Origin of the sequence: Mycolicibacterium arabiense (genome assembly GCF_010731815.2) — a bacterium.
GTDB lineage: Bacteria > Actinomycetota > Actinomycetes > Mycobacteriales > Mycobacteriaceae > Mycobacterium > Mycobacterium arabiense.
Genome location: NZ_AP022593.1, coordinates 4,032,114 through 4,054,577 on the forward strand (window position 1 = coordinate 4,032,114; position 22,464 = coordinate 4,054,577).

Annotated in this window: 20 protein-coding genes; 14 read left to right on the top strand and 6 right to left on the bottom strand. The window is 69.3% G+C overall.

The annotated features are described in order from the left end of the window. Positions 1–23 precede the first annotated feature (23 nt). The 7 genes from G6N61_RS21015 (at position 24) to G6N61_RS21045 (ending at position 6,574) form a co-directional block, all read left to right on the top strand. Positions 24–461: a type II toxin-antitoxin system Rv0910 family toxin gene (locus G6N61_RS21015; RefSeq protein ID WP_163920553.1), complete on the top strand. Its 438-nt coding sequence runs from the start codon at positions 24–26 to the stop codon at positions 459–461. Positions 462–532: 71 nt separating this feature from the next. Next, positions 533–1,816: an MFS transporter gene (locus G6N61_RS21020; RefSeq protein WP_163920555.1), complete on the top strand. Its 1,284-nt coding sequence runs from the start codon at positions 533–535 to the stop codon at positions 1,814–1,816. A gap of 17 nt (positions 1,817–1,833) precedes the next feature. Continuing rightward, complete coding sequence (locus tag G6N61_RS21025) at positions 1,834–2,823, top strand: LacI family DNA-binding transcriptional regulator (protein WP_163920557.1); 990 nt, start codon at positions 1,834–1,836, stop codon at positions 2,821–2,823. 115 nt (positions 2,824–2,938) lie between these two features. Then, a complete protein-coding gene (locus G6N61_RS21030) occupies positions 2,939–4,153 on the top strand; it encodes a cytochrome P450 (RefSeq protein ID WP_163920559.1) in 1,215 nt (404 codons plus the stop codon). Continuing rightward, on the top strand, positions 4,150–5,223 hold the full coding sequence (locus tag G6N61_RS21035) for a phosphotransferase (RefSeq protein WP_163920561.1): 1,074 nt from the start codon (positions 4,150–4,152) through the stop codon (positions 5,221–5,223). The genes G6N61_RS21030 and G6N61_RS21035 overlap by 4 nt, the downstream gene beginning before the upstream one ends. A 104-nt stretch (positions 5,224–5,327) precedes the next feature. Continuing rightward, positions 5,328–5,615, top strand: a complete 288-nt coding sequence (locus G6N61_RS21040; protein WP_163920563.1) for a hypothetical protein — start codon at positions 5,328–5,330, stop codon at positions 5,613–5,615. Positions 5,616–5,668: 53 nt separating this feature from the next. Further along, on the top strand, positions 5,669–6,574 hold the full coding sequence (locus G6N61_RS21045; RefSeq protein WP_163920566.1) for a DMT family transporter: 906 nt from the start codon (positions 5,669–5,671) through the stop codon (positions 6,572–6,574). A 1-nt stretch (position 6,575) separates the two neighbouring features. On the opposite strand, the gene G6N61_RS21050 is transcribed toward G6N61_RS21045, so the two are convergent. Further along, the gene (locus tag G6N61_RS21050) at positions 6,576–7,508 is read right to left on the bottom strand and encodes an SAM-dependent methyltransferase (RefSeq protein ID WP_163920569.1); all 933 of its coding nucleotides are present in this window, start codon (positions 7,506–7,508) and stop codon (positions 6,576–6,578) included. Positions 7,509–7,695: 187 nt separating this feature from the next. On the opposite strand from G6N61_RS21050, the gene car reads away from it, so the two are divergent. Further along, positions 7,696–11,238: a carboxylic acid reductase gene (gene car / locus G6N61_RS21055; RefSeq protein WP_163920572.1), complete on the top strand. Its 3,543-nt coding sequence runs from the start codon at positions 7,696–7,698 to the stop codon at positions 11,236–11,238. A gap of 57 nt (positions 11,239–11,295) precedes the next feature. Here the strand turns inward: car and G6N61_RS21060 are convergent, their stop codons facing one another. The 3 genes from G6N61_RS21060 to G6N61_RS21070 are packed head-to-tail and all read right to left on the bottom strand — an operon-like array spanning position 11,296 to position 13,483. Further along, entirely contained in the window at positions 11,296–12,369 is a 1,074-nt protein-coding gene (locus G6N61_RS21060) for an NAD(P)H-dependent amine dehydrogenase family protein (protein WP_163920575.1), read from the bottom strand. A gap of 47 nt (positions 12,370–12,416) precedes the next feature. Next, the gene (locus G6N61_RS21065; RefSeq protein WP_163920578.1) at positions 12,417–12,833 is read right to left on the bottom strand and encodes a TIGR03668 family PPOX class F420-dependent oxidoreductase; all 417 of its coding nucleotides are present in this window, start codon (positions 12,831–12,833) and stop codon (positions 12,417–12,419) included. A 2-nt stretch (positions 12,834–12,835) separates the two neighbouring features. Continuing rightward, positions 12,836–13,483, bottom strand: a complete 648-nt coding sequence (locus G6N61_RS21070; protein WP_163920582.1) for a hypothetical protein — start codon at positions 13,481–13,483, stop codon at positions 12,836–12,838. Between the two features lie 235 nt (positions 13,484–13,718). Between G6N61_RS21070 and G6N61_RS21075 the strand changes: the two genes are divergently transcribed. The 4 genes from G6N61_RS21075 to G6N61_RS21090 are packed head-to-tail and all read left to right on the top strand — an operon-like array spanning position 13,719 to position 17,531. Further along, on the top strand, positions 13,719–14,852 hold the full coding sequence (locus G6N61_RS21075) for an ABC transporter substrate-binding protein (RefSeq protein WP_163920585.1): 1,134 nt from the start codon (positions 13,719–13,721) through the stop codon (positions 14,850–14,852). Next, entirely contained in the window at positions 14,849–15,700 is an 852-nt protein-coding gene (locus tag G6N61_RS21080; protein WP_163924988.1) for an ABC transporter permease, read from the top strand. Before G6N61_RS21075 ends, G6N61_RS21080 begins: the two co-directional genes overlap by 4 nt. After that, positions 15,697–16,461, top strand: a complete 765-nt coding sequence (locus G6N61_RS21085; protein WP_163920587.1) for an ABC transporter permease — start codon at positions 15,697–15,699, stop codon at positions 16,459–16,461. The genes G6N61_RS21080 and G6N61_RS21085 overlap by 4 nt, the downstream gene beginning before the upstream one ends. Before the next feature lie 35 nt (positions 16,462–16,496). Beyond that, positions 16,497–17,531 (top strand): ABC transporter ATP-binding protein, encoded by a 1,035-nt coding sequence (locus G6N61_RS21090; protein ID WP_163924989.1) that lies wholly within the window; start codon positions 16,497–16,499, stop codon positions 17,529–17,531. Positions 17,532–17,626: 95 nt separating this feature from the next. On the opposite strand, the gene pyrE is transcribed toward G6N61_RS21090, so the two are convergent. Further along, entirely contained in the window at positions 17,627–18,199 is a 573-nt protein-coding gene (gene pyrE / locus G6N61_RS21095; protein ID WP_163920590.1) for an orotate phosphoribosyltransferase, read from the bottom strand. 24 nt (positions 18,200–18,223) lie between these two features. Beyond that, on the bottom strand, positions 18,224–19,039 hold the full coding sequence (locus tag G6N61_RS21100) for a HugZ family pyridoxamine 5'-phosphate oxidase (protein WP_163920593.1): 816 nt from the start codon (positions 19,037–19,039) through the stop codon (positions 18,224–18,226). Positions 19,040–19,255: 216 nt separating this feature from the next. Between G6N61_RS21100 and G6N61_RS21105 the strand changes: the two genes are divergently transcribed. Further along, entirely contained in the window at positions 19,256–20,563 is a 1,308-nt protein-coding gene (locus G6N61_RS21105; RefSeq protein WP_235887231.1) for a maltokinase N-terminal cap-like domain-containing protein, read from the top strand. Positions 20,564–20,636: 73 nt separating this feature from the next. Continuing rightward, positions 20,637–22,445 (top strand): ArnT family glycosyltransferase, encoded by a 1,809-nt coding sequence (locus tag G6N61_RS21110; RefSeq protein WP_235887232.1) that lies wholly within the window; start codon positions 20,637–20,639, stop codon positions 22,443–22,445. Positions 22,446–22,464 lie beyond the last annotated feature (19 nt).

Consider the following 22,464-nt stretch of genomic DNA (forward strand, 5'->3'; position numbering starts at 1 on the left):
CCGAGTCGGGTATGAAGTGAGGCATGGCGAACGTCGACGTGTCCGTGTCCTCGGAACTGACCCCCGAGCAAGCCTGGGCCATGGCCTCGGACCTGCATCGCTTCGATGAGTGGCTGACCATCTTCGGAGGGTGGAAGAGCCCGGTGCCCGAGGTCATCGAAGAGGGCACCAAGGTGTCGTCGTGCATCAAGGTGAAGGGCTTCCGGAACACCATCCACTGGGAAGTCACCGAGTACGACGCGCCCCGTCGCATCGCGATGCAGGGACACGGGTTCGGCGGAGTGCGGATCTCGCTGCACATGACCGTCACCCCCGATCAGCTGGGAACGACGTTCCACGTCATGGCCGAGTTCAAGGGCGGTCTGCTCAGCGGACCCGTCGGCGCGCTGACCGCGCGCGTCCTGCGCTCCGACGTCGAGCGGTCGGTCCGCAACCTTGCTGCACTTCAGGTCAAGCGCTAGGCGAGAGCTAAGCGTCTCGCTCAAATCCGTTCTGCCACGCGGCGACCCGACGCTGACTAACCTCTGGCGGCATGTCGGATGCTGCCGCGGTGCGCAAGGCGGTCGTCGGCGCATCGATCGGCAACGCCGTCGAGTGGTTCGACTTCGCGATCTACGGATTCCTCGCGACGTACATCGCCGCCAACTTCTTCCCGTCGGGCGACGACACCGCCGCGCTGCTCAACACCTTTGCGATCTTCGCCGCGGCGTTCTTCGCCAGGCCGCTCGGAGGGTTCGTGTTCGGGCCGCTCGGCGACCGCATCGGCCGTCAACGCGTACTGGCGATCGTCATCCTGCTCATGTCGGCCGCGACACTGGCGATCGGCCTGCTGCCCACCTACCAGGCGATCGGCGTCGCAGCACCGCTACTGCTGCTGTTCTTCCGGTGCCTGCAGGGGTTCTCGGCCGGCGGCGAATACGGTGGCGGCGCGGTCTACCTCGCCGAGTACGCCTCACCCGAACGCCGCGGCTTCACGGTCACCTTCATGGCGTGGTCGGGTGTCGTGGGATTCCTGCTCGGCTCGATCACGGTCACGCTGCTGCAGGCAGGGCTGCCCGCGGACGCGATGAGTTCCTACGGCTGGCGCATCCCGTTCCTGATCGCCGCGCCGCTGGGCCTCGTCGGGCTCTACATCCGCCTGCGGCTCGACGACACCCCCGAATTCACCGAACTGAGCCGATCCGACGACGTCGCCGCCAAGCCGCTGCGTGAGGCGATCACCACGTCATGGCGGTCGATCCTGCAGGTGATCGGCCTGTTCCTGATCTTCAACGTCGGCTACTACGTCGTGTTCACGTTCCTGCCGACCTACCTCATCAAGACGCTGAACTACTCCAAGACGGCGTCGTTCACGTCGATCACGCTGGCCAGCCTGGTGGCGCTGGTGCTGATCCTGCCGCTGGCCGCGCTGTCGGACCGGGTGGGCCGCAGGCCGATGCTGATCGCCGGGTCGGCGTTGTTCGTCGTGTTCGCGTATCCGCTCTTCCTGCTGGCGAATTCGGGCTCGCTGGCCGCCGCGGTCACCGCGCACTGTCTCCTCGCCGCGATCGAGTCGGTGTACATCTCGACCGCCGTCACCGCAGGCGTCGAACTGTTCGTCACACGGGTGCGCTACAGCGGCTTCTCGGTCGGCTACAACGTCGCCGTCGCGGTCTTCGGTGGCACGACGCCGTACGTCGTCACCTGGCTGACGGGTGCCACCGGAGTGATGGCGCCCGCCTTCTACCTGATGGGTGCAGCGGCACTGTCCCTGTTGACCGTGCTGGGCCTGCACGAGACCGCGGGCGCACGGCGCAGCAGCACGGTAGCCGCCTGACATGCCACGATGAGCGGGTGGGAGTAAAGGCACGGCCACGGCCGACGAAAGCCGACGTCGCGCGCCTCGCCAACGTCTCGGCCGCGACCGTCACCTACGTCCTCAACGACGTGCAGGGACAGACGATCTCGGCCACGACCAGAGCCGCCGTGCACGCCGCCGCCGAACAACTGGGCTACCGGCCGAACCTCGCGGCGCGCAATCTGGCTCGCGGCGGCAGCGGCGTCATGCTCTACGTGGTCCCGCGCATCTCGCTTGGCGATCTGCTGATCGATGTGGGCAGCCGGCTGACCGCGGCGCTGGCCCGGCATGGCGTGGTGCTGTCGCTGCAGTTCGAGACCGAGGACGGTCGCAACGTCGTCGACGCGATCGCCGACCTCAACCCGATCGCGGTGACGACCGTGTTCCCGCTCGGCGGTGCGGCACTCGACGCCGTCACCGCGGCGGGCATCCCGCAGATCCACCTGGGCAGCGCACAGTTGCACGCAATGGGTGCGCTGCACCTGACGATCGGCGAGATGCGCGTCGCGCACCTGGTGGAGCGTGGCCACCGCCAGCTGGCGTTCGCCTTCTCCGACGTCGAACCCGTGCGGCCGCTCGGCGAGTACTGGCTCGAGGGTCTGCGCGTGGCGGCCACCGAGCGCGGGCTACCCGAGATCGTCACGGGATCGGTCAGGTCGGACGGCGCCGATGCCGCCGACGTGGTGCGCGGCTGGGTGGCCGACGGCGTCACGGCGGTGTGCGCCGAGAGCGATGAGACCGCGATGGTCGTGCTGCACGGCATCCGGCAGGCCGGCCTGAGCTGCCCCGCGGACCTCGCCGTCATCGGCGTCGACGCCAGGCCGCTGGGCGCGGTCAGCGCACCGCCCCTGACCTCGGTCGGCTTCGACGCCGAGACCATCGTCGACGTGTCGGTCGCCGCCATGATGACCGAGCTGGGCTACCCGTCGGTGCGGGAGCCGAGCAGCGCCGACGTCGCGCACCTGATCCTGCGCGAATCGACCTGACACCGTTACACCGACTGCCCGAGTCGTAACCGTCGAATCCTTGTCCGAGCGCGTGCGCGGCGTGTAGCTTACGCGTGTAAGCAACCCCGCCCGTTCGACCAGAGAGGCGGACCACGTGACCGACTCGGCAACGCTCGACGCGACCAGCGACGTCTACTTCGACCCGTACGACGTCGACATCAACGCCAACCCCTACCCGGTGTTCGCCCGCCTGCGCGAAGAGGCGCCGCTGTACTACAACGCGCAGCACGACTTCTATGCGGTGAGCCGCTACGAGGACGTCAACCGCGGCATCGTCGACCACGGCACGTACAGCTCGGCCAAGGGTGCGATCCTCGAACTGATCCGGGCCGACTTCCCGATTCCGTCCGGTGTCTTGATCTTCGAGGACCCACCGATCCACGACATCCACCGCAAGCTGCTGGCCCGGATGTTCACCCCGCGCAAGATCGCGCTGCTCGAGCAGAAGATCAGGAACTACTGCGTCGAGAGCCTCGACGCCGTGGTCGGTGCGGGCCGGTTCGACTTCGTCACCGACTTCGGTGCGGTCATGCCGATGAAGACCATCAGCGCGCTCATCGGAATCCCCGAAGCCGACCAGGTGGCGGTCCGCGATCACGTCACCGGCCAGATGAAGACCGAGGCGGGCAAGCCCATGAAGGCCGCCGAGGAGGGGCTGGTCTCCGGCGACATCTTCGCCGACTACATCGACTGGCGCGTCGACAATCCGTCCGACGACATCATGACCGAACTGCTCAACGTCGAGTTCGTCGACGAGCAGGGCGTGACCCGCCGCCTGACCCGCGACGAACTGCTCATCTACCTCAACGTGGTCGCAGGCGCGGGCAACGACACCACGACGCGGCTGATCGGTTGGGCGGCAAAGGTATTGGCCGAACACCCCGATCAGCGGCGGCAGTTGGTCGAGGACCCGACGCTGATCCCCAAGGCCGTCGAGGAACTCGTCCGCTTCGAGCCGCCCGCACCCCACGTCGCCCGGTACGTGACCCGCGACGTCGAGATCCACGGCCACACCGTGCCCCAAGGCGCAGTGATGATGATGCTCATCGGCGCCGCCAACCGCGATCCGCGCCAGTTCCCGCCCGACGGCGAGGTCTTCGACATCCACCGCGAACAGCGCGCGCACCTGGGCTTCAGCGTCGGCGCGCACTACTGCCTCGGTTCCTCGCTGGCCCGGCTGGAGGGTCGGGTCGCACTGGAGGAGATCCTGAAGCGGTTCCCCGAGTGGGAAGTCGACCTGCCGAACGCGGTGTTCTCCACCACCTCGACCATCCGGGGCTGGGAATCCATGCCCGCGATCATCGGATGACCACCGCGCTCGCGGTCCCGCACGACTGGACCGAGATCACCCGTGAGTGGCTCACCGCGGCGCTGGCCGACAGGCACCCCGACGCCGTGGTCGACGGCGTGACCGTCGACATGCGCGACGACGGGACCAACCGGCGCGCGCGTCTCGCCGTCACCTACGCGTCCGGGTCCGGACCCGCGAGCGTGTTCGTCAAGGCCGTCGACCCCGACCACAAGGCCATGATCAAGATGACCAGCGGCCTGCTGCACGAGCCAAGGCTGTTCAACTCGAACCTCGAACTGCCGCTGGAACATCCGCTGGTCTACGCCGCGGTGATCGACGAGGCCGAGGAGGACTTCCTGCTCGTCATGGAGGACCTCGCTGCCCGCGGCGCCGACCCCCGCGACGCCACCCGGCCGCTATCCGTCGAGCAGGCGACCGACGGCGTGCGTGGGCTGGCCCGCATGCACGGCCGGTTCTGGGGCCATCGGCTCGACCGTCCGGAACTCGGCTGGCTGGAACCGTTCGTGCCGTGGGACGGCATGCAGTACGCCCCGTTGCCTGCGGCGCTCGAGCGCCTCGGTGACGACGCGCCCGCGTCGGTTCACGCACTCACCATCGACGGGCTGATCGACGACGTCTGGAAGCCATACGTCCGCACGCTCACCATCGGGCCGACGACGCTGCTGCACGGTGACGCCCACGTCGGCAACACCTACGTCGTGCCCGACGGCAGGGACTCCACCGTCGGATTCCTGGACTGGCAGGTGGCCCGGCGCGGCAACTTCGCGCTCGACCTGGGCTACTTCCTGCAGGGCGCGCTGACCACCGAGGACCGTAGGCGTCACGAAGGCGCGATCCTCGAGGCGTATCGCGACGCACTCGACCTGCCCACCGACGAGCTGCCGTCACTCGACGAGGTGTGGCTGCGCTACCGCGCGTCGGTGGCGCACGGCCTGACGCTGTGGCTCTGCACCGCGAGCGCCGGCGAGCTGTGGCAGCGGCCGGACATCGCGCTAGCGCTCGCCCAGCGGTACTCCGCCGCCTACGAGGACCTGCAGACCGCGGCCGCCATCGCCGACCTCGTGTGATGCCCGCGAACGCGGTACGCGTCAGGCGATCGACGTCACCTCGTGAGCCACGCCATTTCTCCGTTAGCCTGGAGCGCAACGGCAAATCGAGCGTGGAGCGACACATGGCGATTCGGATACTGCCCTACGTGACGGTCGAGGTCGACGAACGTCTGCGCCGCCGGGTACGCCGCGTCGCGGACAGGGTGCGCCTCAATGTGCGGTCCTATCTCCTCAGCGCCGCCGACGACGTCGACACGGCGGGCGACAAGGTCCGCGACCTGTGCGGCGCAGCCGTGCAGCGAGTCGACACCGTCGTCAACCGCGTGAACGACCGCATCGACCCCGCGGGTACGCCCGAGGACGACGCGGCACCTCAACCTGCGAAGGGCGCTCGGCTAGAAGCGGTCTAGCTGCACCTCCTCTACCGTGTAGGTGAGGGGGCTGTCGCAGAACCGATGAAGGGATGCCGAGGACGTTGCTGACCCATGGGCTGGTCGTCCTCCTGTCACTGTGCGCCGCCATCGCGATGGCCATCGGCATCGTCGTGCGTCAGCGCGCCACCCTCGACGTACCGTCCGAACATGGCGTCAGCACGGTCATGTTCCGCACCCTGCTGCGCCGTCCGCTGTGGTGGGCAGGCACGGCGGTAGCCATCCTCGGCTACGTGTTCCAGGCGCTCGCGCTGATCAAGGGCTCACTGCTCCTCGTCCAACCCCTGCTGGTCTCGGCCCTGCTGTTCGCACTGCCGCTGAGCGCGCGGCTGGCTCACCGCCGCGTGCGGCGCTCGGAGTGGCTGTGGGCGGGTCTGCTCACGACGTCGCTCGCCGTGTTCGTCCTGCTGGCCCGGCCCGGACCGCAAGCGGCGACCGCGACGCTGCCGGTGACCGCCATCGTCGCGGGCGTCTGCACGTTGATCGTCGTGATCTGCGTCGTCATCGCGGTGCGGGTGGCGGGATGGCAGCGCGCCGTCGCCGTCGCCGTCGCCGTCGGCGTGCTGTTCGGCGTGGTCGCCGTGCTCACCAAGGTCGTGATGCACACGCTCGACGAGCGGGGGCTGCTGAACATGCTGGCCACACCGGCGCCGTACCTGCTGGTGTTCCTCGGCGTCTTCGCCGTGCTCCTGCAGCAGTCGGCGTTCCACGCAGGCGCGTTGCAGCTGTCGGTGCCGACGATGCTGGTGCTCGAACCCGTCGTCGCGGTGTTCCTCGGCGCGATCCTGCTCGGCGAGGAGCTGAACGCCGGACGCTACGAGGCGATCGCGCTCACCCTCGCCATTGCTGCGATGACGGCCGCCACCGTGGCGCTCGGCCGCGACGAGGGTGCCTACGAGGCCGAACTCGAACTGCAGGTGGCCCGCTCCGGGCCCTGACTCAGCGGCGTGTCGAGGTGTAGTAGACGACCCCGTTCATCGTGACGTCGTCGTCGTTCGCCTGCGGGATCGCCGGGAAGCCGTTGTCGGCCAGCAATTGGCTCATCGGGGTGCCGGCCGACGTCCAGCCCCTGGCGTCGAGGTACTCGCCGACGTCGTTGCGCTCGCCGTCGAAGCCCAACTCGTTGAAGTCCAGGTCGAAGCCGTGCTCACGCCACTTCGCCGTCGCCGCGCGCATCTTCTCGCGGGCGGCGTCGAGGTCCGTGCCCGCCTGATTCGGCACGGCCTCGGAACCCAGCCGGCTCCCCGGCGCGCTCAGGTCGGTGACGGCGTCGAGCAAGCGGTCCTGCGCCTCGGGCGGCAGGTAGCCGAACAGTCCCTCGGCGATCCACGCCGACGGCGCGGTCGGGTCGAAGCCGGCGGCCCGCAGCGCGGCGGGCCAGTCGTCGCGCAGGTCGATCGAGATGACCCGCAGCTCCGCGGTGGGCGCGGCGCCGAACTCGGCCAGCGTCGCGCGCTTGAACTCGACGACCTGGGGCTGATCGATCTCGTAGACGACCATGTCCGAGGGCCAGTCGAGACGGTAGGCCCTGGCGTCGAGCCCGGCCGCGAGGATGACGGCCTGCCGGATGCCCGCCTCGGCGGCGTCGGCGAAGAATCGGTCGAAGTAGCGGGTCCGCGCGGCCATCGCGGCAGGCATGTGCGACAAGCCCCAACCGGCGCCGTCGACGTCGACGTCTGCGCCGCTGATCTCGCCCGATGCCCACCGTGTGAGAAAGTCCACACCGACGGCGCGGACCAGGGGCTCGGCGAACGGGTCGTCGATCAACGGCTCGTCGGCCCTGGTCGCGATCGCGCGTGCGGCGGCCACCATGGTCGCGGTCGCTCCCACGCTGGTCGCGAGGTCCCAGGTGTCGTCCTCAGTACGTGGCATCGATCGTCCTCCAGTGCACAGTAGTTATTTAGCCAGTGTAACGATCAGCCGCTCCGAAGCCATTCCCTCACAGCAAACTCCCAGCTCACGCGCGCCGGGCATATCTTTAGTTTTGCTAACGTTGTTCCGGTCTGAGAGATCGACGACGCTCCCTCCCGACGACCAGCACCGCACACTAAGGACACGCATGTCTTCCGAGAACGAGCCACTCGACACCAGCGAAGCGCGCCTCGAGCGCCGCATCGCGGACCTGTACGCCAGCGATCCCGAGTTCGCCGCCGCACGCCCCGACGCATCGGTCGGAGCTGCCGTCGAAGGACTGCGCCTGCCCGACGTCGTCCGCACCGTGATGGAGGCCTACGCCGATCGGCCCGCGCTAGGCCAGCGCGCCGTCGAGTTCGTGACCGACGACGCCGGCCGGACCGTCGCCGCCTTGGCGCCCCGCTTCGAGACCATCACCTACGGCGAGCTGTGGGACCGCACCCGCGCCGTCGCCGCCGCACTGGCCGCCGACGCCGCCAACGGCGACAGGGTCGCCATCCTCGGCTTCACCAGCGTCGACTACACCGTCGTCGACACCGCGCTGACGCAGATGGGCGCGGTGTCCGTGCCACTGCAGACCAGCGCCCCGCTGACACAGCTGGCGCCGATCGTCGCCGAGACCGAGCCCACGGTGCTCGCGTCGAGCATCGATTACATCGATGACGCCATCGCGCTCACGGGGTTCGGCGGGCAGGAGCGAAGCGACTCGGGAATGGGTCACGGCCCCGCACCCAAGCGCCTCGTCGTCTTCGACGTCCGGCCCGAACTCGACGACCACCGCGACGCACTCGCGTCCGCCACCGCCCGCCTGGCGGACTCGGGCATCGTCGTCGAGACCCTTGCCGACGTCATCGCCCGCGGCGCCGAGCTGCCCCCGGCCGAGGTCGCCGACTCCGGCGAGGACGAGCCGCTCGGGCTGCTGATCTACACCTCCGGCAGCACCGGCGCACCCAAGGGCGCCATGTACCCCGCCCACAAGGTCGCCGACATGTGGCGCGCCGCCGCACTCGGCCACTGGGACGACAAGCAGGGCGCCATCCCGTCGATCACGCTGAGCTTCCTGCCGATGAGCCACGTCATGGGCCGCGGCGTCCTGTACGGCTCGCTCGCGGCAGGCGGCACCGTCTACTTCGCCGCGCGCAGCGATCTGTCCACGTTCCTCGAGGACCTCGCGCTGTCGCGGCCCACGCAGATGAACTTCGTCCCGCGCATCTGGGACATGCTCCACCAGGAGTACCTCAGCGAACTGGCGCGCAAGAACGCATCGAGTGCCGACGACGAAGACGCCGTGCTCGAGGAACTCCGTCAGAACCTGCTCGGCGGCCGCTTCGTGACGGCCCTGACCGGTTCGGCACCCATCGCGCCCGAACTGAAGACCTGGGTCGAGAAGCTGCTCGACATGCACCTGATCGAGGGCTACGGCTCCACCGAGGCGGGCGCGGTGTTCGTCGACGGAGAGGTCCGCCGCCCGCCGGTGATCGACTACAAGCTCGTCGACGTACCCGAACTCGGCTACTTCGGCAGCGACGTACCCCATCCGCGTGGCGAACTGCTGGTCAAGTCCGAGCAGCTGTTCCCCGGCTACTACAAGCGCCCCGAGGTCACCGCCGAGGTGTTCGACGCCGACGGCTACTACCGCACCGGCGACATCGTCGCCGAGACCGGACCCGACCAGCTGCGCTACGTCGACCGTCGCAACAACGTCCTCAAGCTGTCCCAGGGCGAGTTCGTCACGGTCTCCAAGCTCGAGGCCGCGTTCGGCGGCAGCCCGCTGGTCCGTCAGATCTTTCTGTACGGCAACAGCGCTCGCCCCTACCTGCTGGCCGTCGTGGTTCCGACCGACGACGCCGTGGCCCGCTACGACGCAGGCGAACTGAAGTCCGCCATCAGCGCTTCACTCAAGGACGCCGCCCGCGCCGCCGATCTGCAGTCCTACGAGATCCCGCGCGACTTCATCGTCGAGACCACCCCGTTCACCGTCGAGAACGGTCTGCTCACCGGCATCCGCAAGCTCGCATGGCCGCGGCTCAAGGAACGCTACGGCCCCGAACTCGAACAGCTCTACGTGGACCTGGCCGATGGACAGGCGGGCGAGCTGCGCGCACTGCGGCAGAACGGCGCCGACGGTCCGGTGCTCGACACCGTCGCCCGTGCCGCACGCGCGCTGCTCGGCGCGGCGGCGGGTGACGTCACCGGCGACGCGCACTTCACCGACCTAGGCGGAGACTCGTTGTCCGCGTTGACGTTCGCCAACCTGCTGCACGAGATCTTCGACGTCGACGTTCCCGTCGGGGTCATCGTCAGCCCGGCCAGCGACCTGGCGGCCATCGCCGCCTACGTCGAGACCGAGCGCGCAGGCGGGTCGAAGCGACCCACCTATGCCGCCGTGCACGGCCGCGACGCCACCGAGGTACACGCCAGCGACCTGACGCTGGACGAGTTCTTCGACTCGGAGCTGCTGCACGCCGCGGCATCACTGCCCGGTCCCAGCAACGAGATTCGCACCGTGCTGCTCACCGGCGCCACCGGATTCCTCGGCCGCTACCTCGCACTCGAATGGCTCGAGCGAATGGAACTCGTCGACGGCAAGGTCATCTGCCTCGTCCGCGGCAAGTCCGACGCCGACGCCCGGGCTCGCCTGGACAAGACCTTCGACAGCGGTGACCCCAAGCTGCTGGCCCACTACCGCCGGCTCGCCGCCGACCACCTCGAGGTGTTCGCCGGCGACAAGGGGGAAGCGAACCTGGGTCTCGACGACGCCACCTGGCAGCGCCTCGCCGACGAGGTCGACCTGATCGTCGACCCGGCCGCGCTGGTCAACCACGTGCTGCCGTACAGCCAGCTGTTCGCGCCCAACGTGCTCGGCACGGCCGAGCTGATCCGCATCGCACTCACCACCCGCAAGAAGCCGTTCGTCTACGTGTCGACGATGGCCGTCGGTGCGGGCATCAACCCGGCTGACAACGTCGAGGACGCCGACGTCCGCGTCGTGAGCGCGACCCGCCGCATCGACGACAGCTACGCCAACGGCTACGGCAACAGCAAGTGGGGCGGCGAGGTGCTGCTCCGCGAGGCGCACGACCAATTCGGGCTGCCCGCATCGGTTTTCCGCTGCGACATGATCCTGGCCGACACCAGCTACGCCGGCCAGCTCAACCTGCCCGACATGTTCACCCGCATGATGCTGAGCCTGGTGGCGACCGGTGTCGCGCCCGCGTCGTTCTACGAGACCGACGCCGAGGGCAACCGGCAGCGCGCGCACTACGACGGGCTGCCGGTGGAGTTCATCGCGGAGGCGATCTCGACGCTGGGGGCCAACTCCACGGGCTTCGAGACCTACCACGTCATGAACCCGTACGACGACGGCATCAGCATGGACACCTTCGTCGACTGGCTGATCGACGCCGGCTACCCGATCGCGCGGATGGACGACTACGGCTCCTGGTTGCAGCGTTTCGAGACCACGTTGCGGACCCTGCCCGATGCGCAACGGCAGGCGTCACTGCTACCGCTGCTGCACAACTACCAGAAGCCGGAACACCCGGAGAACGGTGCGATGGCGTCGACCGACCGATTCCGGGCGGCCGTGCAGGACGCGAAGATCGGGCCCGACAAGGACATCCCCCACGTCAGCGCCGAGGTGATCGTCAAGTACGTCACCGATCTGGAGCTGCTCGGGCTGCTGTGACTTCTCGCCGAAATGACGTTCCCTGTCGTTGAGCCGTCGTCTTGACGACAGGGAACGTCATTTCGGCGCATTCCCGAAGCCGATCAGGCTGCGCACCTGGGGCAGGTCGGCGATGGTCGCGAACCCCGGCGGGGCGGCGCACACCGCGGGTACCGCGTTGAGCACCTGCATGCCGGTCGCCACGTTGGCAGAATTGACGTGCTCCAACATCGTGACGTCGCGGCGGAAGCTGGCCAGCGACGTGAAGTGCGTCTGCATCGACGGGTCGCCCTCGATGGTCAGCGTCCACCCGTGCCGTGGCTTCGGCCAGTGCTTCGGGTACTCGTTGCCGACGGTCCACAGCGTCTCGATCTCGACGAGCGGCTCGCCGTTGCGCCTGCCGACCCAGTTCCACCGTTGTCCCGCAGTGGTTCCCGCCTGCAGCACGTGATCGAAGATCTCGTGATCGTGCTCGGCGGGCACGGCCTCGACGTCGGCGGTCACCTCGTCGATGCCGGCGCGCAGCGCGTCGGCGAGCAGCCACACCTGCTCGACGAAGATCGAGCTGTTGAACGCGAGGAAGTCGTTGGCGGTGACGCTGATCTCGTCGACCGGTGCGCCGAATCGCATGTTGTCGAACGTGATCGCCGTGCTGTCGTACACCGACCAGTCGGCGCGCTCCTGCAACGTCAGCTTCTCGATGGTGCGGCTCATGCCGGTCATCGCCAACGGCAGTGCGCCCGAGAGGTTGCCGGGGTTCAGCCCGCAGCCGTGCACGGTGGTGCCGCCCTCGTGGCAGGCCGCGAGGACGCGGTCGCGGTCGGCCGGTGCGATGCGCGCGGGATGGAACAGGAACGCGGTCGTGACCACGTTCTTGCCGCCGGCCAGGATCGAGCACACCTCGTCGACGTCGGTGAGGCGTGGCGTGTAGACCACGCAGTCGGCGTCGACGGCGAGCACCGCGGCGGAATCCGTGGACGCCGTCACCCCGACGGGTTCGCGGCCGATCAGCTCACCGGCGTCGACGCCGTCCTTGGCGTCGGAGTAGACCTTGACCCCGGCCAGTTCGAGACCGCTGCGCGGATCGAGTGTCGTGGCCAGGACCTCGCGGCCGACGGCGCCGGTGCCCCACTGGATGATGCGCAATGCCATGGGGGTCACAGTCGCACGGCGTGGGTGCCCGTGTCCCCGGAAAGCGCTCAGGCGTGCCAGCCGCTCCATCGGTGCACGGCCACCGTCACGACCGGGCCGTCGAGCGCGATCCGGTCGTATTGGGAGTACTTGGCGCGCAGCAGCCCGTATCCGTGCGCCATCTCCTCACCGGCTTCGTGCACCCGGGCGGTGCCGTCGGCGCGGACCCACCAGAGCTGGCTCCAGTCCTCGTCGTAGTGGTCGACGAGCATGCTCACCCGCGGTTCGGCCTCGATGTTCGCCAGGCGTCGAAGCCGTTGCGTCGACTTGCGTTTGGCGTCGACCGCGGTGAACACGACGTCGTCGTGCACGGCGAACACGACCGGCACGACGTGCGGTGCGCCGTCGGGACGGACCGTGGTCAGGACGGCGACGGGTGCGGCGGCGAAGCGACGGGGAAGGTCCGTCTGGTCCGGGCCGGTCACGGTCAGTTCCGGTTGGACGGCCGCTGTGGGGCCACGCTGATCGGCGACCGCGTCACCGGCGTGCGGGTCACCCCGATCTCCGGCTTCTTCGACGGCTGCTGCTGCTGGCGTGGCCGCTGGTATACCGGCGCCTGCGGTGCGGGTGCCTCGGCCGCAGGCGGCGGTGGCGGGGGAGGCGGTGGGGGCGGCGGCAGCGCACTCGACGGCGTCGTCGTGGTGGCCGTCGTGGTCTCCGTCGACGTCTGCGGCGCGGGAGCCGGCTCGTCGTCGGACGACCCGCTGACCAGCAACAGCACGATCGCCACCACCATCGCGATCACCGCGAGTGCGACCGCCATGATGCCGAGCTTCGCCCCCGTCGAGGCGTACCACGGCGGCGGCGCGGCCTTGAAGTGCCAGGTGTTCGCGTCGAACGCGTCGAAGTGACCAGGTGGAGGTCCAGCCTCGCTCCACGCCATGCCGCCCGGGTACGGACTCGTCGGCTGGACGTCGGAGGCGTCGTCGAGCAGGTAGTCGAACTCCGACGGCTCCGCATCGCGCTCGACCCACACCGGGCCGGTCGGCGTCGGATCGTCGAACGCGCCGGCACCGTCCTCCGCGAGAACGTCGCCGTCGTACTCGGAGTCCCCCGGGGCTTCCGTGTCAGCCACCCGCACAATGCTAGGCGGCGACCAGCACAAACGTGCATCGGGTGGCGGCCGATACGCAATCGTGACGCGTTCTGCCCTGCTGATGAACGCGTGTCACCGGAACCTCAGCCGGTGATGGGGCCCGCCGGTAAGGTTCCCGACGGGGTCGATCCGTTCACCCCGGCGACCCGGTTTCGTCACCGTCGATTGGTGTCGTCGCCACCGTCGCGCCGCCCGCTCATAAGAAGGTTCGGCAATGAAGACTCTCCGGCTCACCGCGGCCGCCAGCGCAGCACTACTCGTCCTCACCGGCGCGCTCACCTCGTGCGCCCCACCCGAGAAGGACTCCGGCGGTGCAGAGACCGAATCCGGCGTGAAGGCGGGCGAGGCGACCTCGGTAGCCGACTTCGGGGGCAAGGAAGGGCTCGTCGAGGCCGCCAAGGCCGAGGGCGAACTCAACGTCATCGCCCTGCCGCCGGACTGGGCCAACTACGGCGCGATCATCAAGGCCTTCGGCGACGAGTACGGCATCAAGGTCAACTCCGCACAGCCCGACGCGGCCAGCCAGGACGAGATCAACGCCGCCAACCAGCAGAAGGGCAAGTCCACCGCCCCCGACGTGTTCGACCTCGGGCAGTCGGTGGCGCTGGCCAACACCGATATGTTCGCGCCGTACAAGGTGGAGACCTTCGACGACGTCTCGAACAACTTCAAGGACCCCGACGGCAAGTGGGTCAACGACTACGGCGGCTACATGTCGATCGGCTACGACTCGTCGAAGGTTCCCGCGATCACCGGCGTCGAGGACCTGCTGAAGCCGGAGTTCAAGGGCAAGGTCGCGCTCAACGGCGATCCGACTCAGGCCGGTGCCGCGTTCTCCGGCGTCATGATGGTCGCGATCTCCCAGGGCGGCACCCCTGACGACATCGCGCCCGGCGTCGAGTTCTTCCGAAAGCTCAAGGAAGCGGGCAACTTCCTGCCCGTCGACCCGACGCCCGCGACCATCGAGTCCGGTCAGACGCCCGTCGTCATCGACTGGGACTACCTGAACGTCGCCCAGACCAAGAAGCTCCCGTCGTGGAAGGTGGCGATCCCGCCCAACGCCTCGGTCGCGGGCTACTACTATCAGGCGATCAACAAGGACGCGCCGCATCCCGCCGCCGCCCGGCTGTGGCAGGAGTTCCTCTACAGCGACGAAGGCCAGAACCTGTACCTGCAGGGCGGCGCCCGTCCCGTGCGCGCCGACTCGATGGTCAGCAAGGGCACGATCGATCAGGCGGCGTTCGACCTGCTGCCGCCGGTCAACGGCGCCGCGACGATCGTGACCGTGGAACAGAACCAGGCGGCCACCAAGTACCTCGAGGCCAACTGGGCGAAGGCGGTCGGCTGATCCTGCTGCGACGACTGCGGGATTCCCTTCCGCTGCTGCCGTTCTTCGCGATCGTCGCGATCTTCCTGATCGTTCCGACCGTGACGGTCCTCATCGGCGCAGTGGTCGACGAGACCGGGTTCTCCCTCGCCCGCATCGAGGCACTGTTCGGTGACACCGCGCTCGCCGCCCTGGGCAAGAGCGTGTTGCTCTCGGGCAGCACCGCGGCGCTGGGTGCGGTGTTCGGTGCACTGCTGGCCTGGCTCATCGTCACCCGGCCGCCGGAGTCGGCGGTGCGCCGGACCGTGCTGTCGCTGTGCAGCGTGTTGGCCCAGTTCGGTGGCGTCGCACTGGCTTTCGCGTTCCTCGCGACGATCGGCCTGAACGGCGTGCTGACGCTGTGGGCCGCCGAGCACCTGGGGTGGGACCTGGCCGGGTCGGGCTGGCTGTACGGCCTGCCCGGTCTGATCCTGGTGTACACGTACTTTCAGATCCCCCTGATGGTCATCGTGTTCCTGCCGGCGCTCGAGGGATTGCGCGAGCAGTGGCGCGAGGCCGCGGTTAGCCTCGGCGCGTCGACGTGGCAGTACTGGCGCGAGGTCGCGGTGCCGCTGCTGACCCCGGCGTTCCTGGGGTCGGCACTGCTGTTGTTCGCCAACGCCTTCGCCGCGTACGCGACGGCCGCCGCGCTGGTCAGCCAGGGCAGCCCGATCGTGCCGCTGCTGATCCGTTCGGCGCTGACCAGTGAGATCGTGCTGGGGCAGTCCGGCTTCGCGTATGCGCTGGCGCTGGAGATGATCGTGGTGGTCGCGATCGTCATGGTGGCCTACAACCTGCTGATGCGCCGGACGGCCAGGTGGCTGCGATGATCGCCAGGCGCGTTGCACGCGGGGCACTCTGGCTGGTGTTCGCCGCGTTCTTCCTCTTCCCGCTCTACGCGATGGCGGACTTCTCGACCCGAAACCTGATCCAGGGCGGGCGAACCGGGACGGCGTGGACCAATCTGTTCGCCGACGACGCGCTGTACCAGGCGATCGTGACGTCACTGCTGCTCGCACTGCTCACCGTCGTCGCGATGCTGGTGATCCTGGTCCCCACGATGATCTGGGTGCGGCTGCGCACGCCGTGGGCCAAGGGCATCGTCGAATTCCTGTGCCTACTCCCGCTGACGATCCCGGCCCTGGTGATCGTCGTCGGCCTCAAGAACGTCTACCTGTGGGTGACCTATCTGCTCGGCGAATCGGCGCTCACGCTGACGTTCGTCTACGTCGTCATCGTGCTGCCGTTCGCCTACCGGGCGCTCGACGCCGCGCTGTCGGCCATCGACCTGCGTACCCTCGCCGAGGCGGCGCGCTCCCTCGGTGCGGGGTGGACGACGACGATCGTGCGAGTGGTGTTGCCCAACATCACCTCTGGCGTGTTGTCCGCCGCGTTCATCTCGGTGGCCGTGGTGCTCGGCGAGTACACGATCGCCTCGCTGTCGGGCTTCGAGACGCTGCAGGTGCAGATCGTGGCGATCGGCAAGACCAACGGACCGACGTCGGTGGCCGCCTCGCTGGCCGTGCTGCTGTTCGGTTTCGTTCTGCTGCTGGCACTTTCCCTACTCAGCCGACGGAGGCGCAAGACGTGACGAGCGCACGAACGGGGGCGGGGGCGCAAGCCCGAGTGACCACGGGGGTCGGCGTCGAGCTGACCGACCTCACCCGGGTCTACGGCACGGTGAAGGCGCTCGACGGCCTGACCCTGCACATCGAACCCGGCGAATTCGTCGCGCTGCTCGGACCGTCGGGCTGCGGCAAGACCACCGCGTTGCGGATCCTGGCAGGCCTCGACGAGGCGACGTCGGGCACGGTGTCGGTCGGCGGCCGCGACGTGACCTCGGTGCCCGCCAACAAGCGCGACATGGGCATGGTGTTCCAGGCCTACAGCCTGTTCCCGCACCTGACGGCGCTGCAGAACGTGGAGTTCGGGCTCAAGGTGCGCGGCCGGGACCGGTCGAAGCGATCCACCCGCGCTGCCGAGATGCTCGACCTCGTCGGGCTCTCCGCGCACGCCGACAAGTACGCCGCGGAGATGTCCGGCGGTCAGCAGCAACGCGTCGCGCTGGCCCGGGCGCTGGCCATCGAGCCCAGCGTGCTGCTGCTCGACGAGCCGCTGTCCGCGCTGGACGCCAAGGTGCGCTCGCAGCTGCGCGACGAGATTCGGCGCGTCCAACTCGAGGTGGGCACCACGACGCTGTTCGTCACGCATGACCAGGAGGAGGCGCTCGCCGTCGCCGACCGCGTCGGCGTGATGAGCCAGGGCCGCCTCGAGCAGCTCGCGGCGCCCGCCCAGGTGTACGCGAACCCGGCCACGCCGTTCGTCGCGGAGTTCGTCGGGCTCAACAACCGGGTGCCCGCGCGCGTCGAGGCCGGTCGCGCGCTGCTGCTCGGTGCGACGGTGCCGACGCTCGACGGCTCGATCGCCAACGGTCAGGGCACTGCGCTGCTGCGGCCCGAGTCGGTGACCGTGACCGCGGACCCGGCGGGGACGGCGACGGTCAAGTCGGTCGCGTTCCTCGGGCCGATTTCGCGGGTGTACGTCGAACTGCCCGACGGCACGGTGCTCGACGCCCAGCTCAGCAGCGCCGCAGCCCGGGCGTTCGAGCCCGGCGCACCCGTGACGGTCGGCGTCGAGCCGACTCGCCTGCTGGTGGTGTAGCCGGGCCCGGACTTGCGCGAACGTAGGTTACCGCCACGGAATTCTCGAAAAAGCGTGACGGTAATCGACGTTCGGCGGGAAAACCGGGTGGTGTCCTAGACGTCCTTGACCGGCTCGATGCCCAGGTCGCGGTAGGTCACCAGCGCGGCGAACGGGACGCCACGCTTGGCGAATCGGCCTGCCGCGACGTCGCCGCGGTCGACCATCGGGATCACGCCGGTGACGACGGCACCCACCGCGGTCACCCGGTCGAACGCGATCTCGGTGGAGCCGCCGGTGCTGATCACGTCGTCGACGAGCAGCACCCGGGTGCCCGATTCGATCCGGGTGCCCTCGATCCACTGCTCGCGGCCGCGGTTCTTCTGCTCCTTGCGCACCGAGAACCACGCCTTGCCGGTCACCATCGCCACCCCGTGCGCGAGCGGGTCGGCGCCCATGGTCAGGCCGCCGACGGCGTCGAACTCGATGCCGGTGCGCTCGGCGAGGTCGGCCACCGCGCGGCTGACGATCGAGAGCCGCTCACCGGTGTCGACGGCGTACTTGCCGTCGATGTAGTCGTGGCTGAGTTGACCGCTGGCCAAGGTGAATGGCTCCTCGCGGCGCTCGTAACCGCGGGTGCGGATCAGGTCGAACGCGGCTTGCCACGTATTGGGTCGGTCGCTGAACATGGCCGAATCGTATCGGGCACCACGTCAGCCCTCTCGGGCGCGACGGGTCAGTTCGACCGCTGCAGCGCGTAACTCGTCGGCGGAGTCGATCGGCTGGGCGTACCCGACCCGGGTGTAGGCGATTCCCCGGTCACACGTCACCCGCAGGTCGAGGCCGTAGCGGTCGAGGTCCGTGCACACCGCGGCGGTCGCGTCGGGGTAGCCGCCGAGGGTCCTGGCCATCGCGGCCAGTGCGTCGGCGTGGTCGGCGTTGAGGTGGGCGACGGCACCGCTGGCGGCAGACCTGACGGGGTCCGGCTGGGCCGCGGCGTAGTCGGCGCCGCTGGCGGAGTCCATGCGGCCGTAGCCACCGACCCAGCGCACCCGGTCGACGCGCAGCACCCAGAGCGTGAAGTCGCTGTAGTCCACGTAGTACTTGGCGGCCGGCACGCCGTCGAGATGGGCCTGGCGCGCCTCGTCGTACTCGGCGCCGGTCGGCTCGTACACCACCCCCGCCAGCGTGATCCTGGCGTTGGCCAGCGGGTCGGTGTCGGTCGCGGGGGCGACGACGGCCAGGCTCGCGCGCTGGTCGGCGGAGAGGTTGCGGCCGTGTTCGGCGAGGTTGGAGACGCACAGCACCGGCGCTCCGCCGTGCAGACCGTAGGTCACCAGGGACGCCCACGGGTCACCGGTGGCCGTGAGCGTGGCCAGGGTCCCGGTGTTGGTCGACGCCGCGATCGTGCGCGCCTCTTCGGCGGCCGACGGGCGGACCGAGTTCACGACGGGTGTCAGCGGCGGCGGGATGGTCGGAGCGTCGCCGGGGTCGCCGTGATCGCGGGGACGGGAGTCGCGGGTGGCCACTACGGCACCCTACCTGCACCGCGGCCACGCCGACTGCCGTCGTGATTCAACTGCGGCGGTGATGGGTAGCTTGAGGGACGGATGGGCCGGACCAGCGGTGGATCTCGCGCGTCTCACGGCGCCGTGGGTCAAGCCGAGCGAAAAGGTTTGGCGTCGAATGTCTTTGGTCTGCGCCGTGATGATTCCCGCGCCGCGCGACCGGTTGGGAGAGCGATCGTGACGCTGTCACTGCAGAACTGGCTGACCGCGCAGCGGTGGTACGCGGGCCGCGGCCGGGTGCTGTCGAGCCTCTACGAGTCGACGTCGGTCCGCCTGGGCGACGACCTCGACCTCAAGTTGATCGACGCGAAGTACGACAACGGCACCCGGGACCGCTACCAGGTGTTGATCCGGTGGACCGACGGTCCGGTCGACGGTTACCCGGACGTCGCGACCATCGGCCACGACGGAGCCCGCACGGCGTATGACGCCCTCTACGACCCGAACGCCGCGCAGCACCTGCTGTCCCTGGTCGACGGCGACGCCACCGTGGGCGGGCTGCACTTCTCGAAGGAGCCGGGGGCCGACCTCCCGGTGGGCGCCACCGCCCGCGTGATCGGCGCCGAGCAGAGCAACACCAGCGTCGTCTTCGGCACCTCGGCCATCTTCAAGGTGTTCCGTCGGGTCACCCCCGGCATCAACCCGGACATCGAACTCAACCGGGTCCTGGCCCGCGCAGGCAACGGGCACGTGGCGCGGCTGCTCGGTTCGTTCGACACCGAGATCGACGGCGAGCCCTATGCGCTGGGGATGATCACGGCCTTCGCCGCGAATTCGGTCGAGGGGTGGGACATGGCCACCGCCAGCACCCGCGACCTCGTCACCAATCCCGACGGGGGCTCGGACTTCGTCGCCGAATCCCGCCGCCTCGGTGAGGCCGTCGCCACCGTGCATCAGACGCTGGCGGCCGAACTGGGCACCGCCGAGGAACCGTTTCCGGTCGACACCCTGCTCACCCGGCTCGGCGCACTGGCCGACGCCGTACCCGGGCTGGCCCAGTACGCGCCGGCCATCGAGGAGCGGTACCGCAAGCTCGCCGAACAGTCGACCGTCGTGCAGCGCGTCCACGGCGACCTGCACCTCGGCCAGGTGCTCCGCACGCCGGAGGCGTGGCTCGTCATCGACTTCGAGGGGGAGCCCGGCCAACCGCTGCCCGAACGCCGCAGGCCCGACTCCGCCCTGCGCGACGTCGCAGGCGTGCTGCGCTCCTACGAGTACGCCGCATACCAGCAGCTGATAGAGGGCGGCGAGGAACCCGGCGGCGACGAACCGTTGGCGGTGCGGGCCAGGGAGTGGGTCGACCGCAACTGCGGCGCGTTCTGCGACGGCTACGCCGCGGCGATGGGCACCGATCCGCGGGACTCCGGCGACCTGCTGGCGGCCTACGAACTGGACAAGGCCGTCTACGAGGCAGGTTACGAGGCGCGCTACCGCCCCGCGTGGCTCAAGATCCCGATGGCGTCGATCCAACGGCTCGTCGGCTGACCTCCGCCCGATCCGCAGGCCACTCTCGGCCTGCTCACAGGTAGGCCCACGGTAGCGGTGCGTCACTGTCCCGGTGACGACCGAGAACTCACTGCGGTGGCGTCGGCTGGGCGTCTGCGCGCTACTGCTCGGCACTGCCGCGCTCTACCTGTGGCGCATCACCATCAACGGGATGGCCAACGCGTTCTACGCCGCCGCAACGCAATCCGGCTCGACGAACTGGAAGGCGCTGCTCTTCGGCTCGCTCGACCCGAACAACTTCATCACCGTCGACAAGCCCCCACTGGCCCAGTGGGTGATGGGTCTGTCGGGCCGGGTGTTCGGCTTCGGCAGCGCGAGCATGCTCGTCCCCGAGGCGCTGATGGCGGTCGGCACCGTAGCGCTGCTGTACGCGGCGGTCGCGAGGGTCGGTGGGCCGCGTGCCGGGATGCTCGCCGGGGCAGCGCTCGCGTTGACACCGGTGGCGGTGCTGATGTTCCGGTACAACAACCCCGACGCCGCGATGGTGCTGCTGATGACCGCGGCCGCGTACTGCACCCTGCGCGCGCTCGAACCCGCCCGCGGCGCCCGCTGGTTGGCGATGGCAGGAGTAGCACTGGGGCTCGCGTTCCTCGCGAAGATGCTCGAGGGTCTGCTGATCGCACCCGCGCTGGCCGCCACGTACCTGATCGCGGCGCCGGTGGCGGTGCGGACGCGGTTGTGTCACCTCGCCGCGGCTGCCGCCGCGATGGTGGCGTCGGGTGGCTGGTTCGTCCTGCTGACGGCGTGGTGGCCTGCGTCGTCGCGGCCCTACCTCGCCGGCTCGACCGACAACGACTTCATGAACCTGGTGCTGGGCTACAACGGGATGGCGCGCATCCTGGGCCGCAACCACGAGGTGACGGTCCCCGAACTGGCCGACGTCCCCGACCTCGGCACCCAGGTGCGCGGGTGGTCGAGACTGCTGGCGGGCGAATTCGCCTACGAGATCGGGTGGTTGGTGCCCGCGTCGGTGGTCGCGGTGGTCGTCGTCGTGATCGCCAGGGGCCGCGCGCCGCGTACCGACCGGGTGCGGGCCGCGACGGTCCTGTTCGGCGGGTGGCTGCTGGTCGACGGTCTGGTGCTGAGCTACATGCACGGCACGGTGCACCCTTACTACAGCCTGTCGGTCGCGCCGGCGGTCGCGGCGATGTTCGCCATCGGGCTGCAGCAGACCTGGGTGCATCGCGAAAGCCGATACCAACGGGCCCTTTTCGTACTGATGTCACTGGGCACCGGGGTGTGGAGCTGGTGGGTGCTCGGCCGCAATGCCCATTGGCTGCCTCCGCTGCGGTGGGCAGTGCTGGCGGTGGCGGTGCTCGCAGCCGCCGCCGCGCTCGGGGTACCCGCCCGCAGACGCGTCGCGGCAGCCGCGGCGGCGACCGTCGCGGTGGCCGCTGCGCTGGCAGGCAGCGGGGCGTACGCGTTCGCCACGGCCGTGACCCCGCACCACGGTGGCGCCCCATCGGTCGGGCCCGCCCGCCGCGGCGTGCTCACCGCGCAGCGGGGCCGCAGCGTCGTCGACGTCGACCTCGACGCGCTGCTCGAGGCCACGCACACCGACTGGTCGGCGGCGGTCGACCGGTCCACCAACGCCGCGGTACTCGAGCTGGCCACCCACACCGCCGTGATGGCGATCGGCGGCTTCTCCGGCCTGGATCCGACCCCCACGCTCGCGCAGTTCCAGCGCGACGTGAGCGAACACCGCATCGCCTACTACGTCGCGACGAGCACCGGCAGCCAACTGGGACGAAACGCCCGCAGCCACAACGACATCGCCAGATGGGTGGCGTTCAACTACGCCGCGCGACGCGTGGGCACGGACCTCGTCTTCGACCTGACCGTGCCACCGCGCCAGCCCTGACGCACGGCCCGCCGGGTCG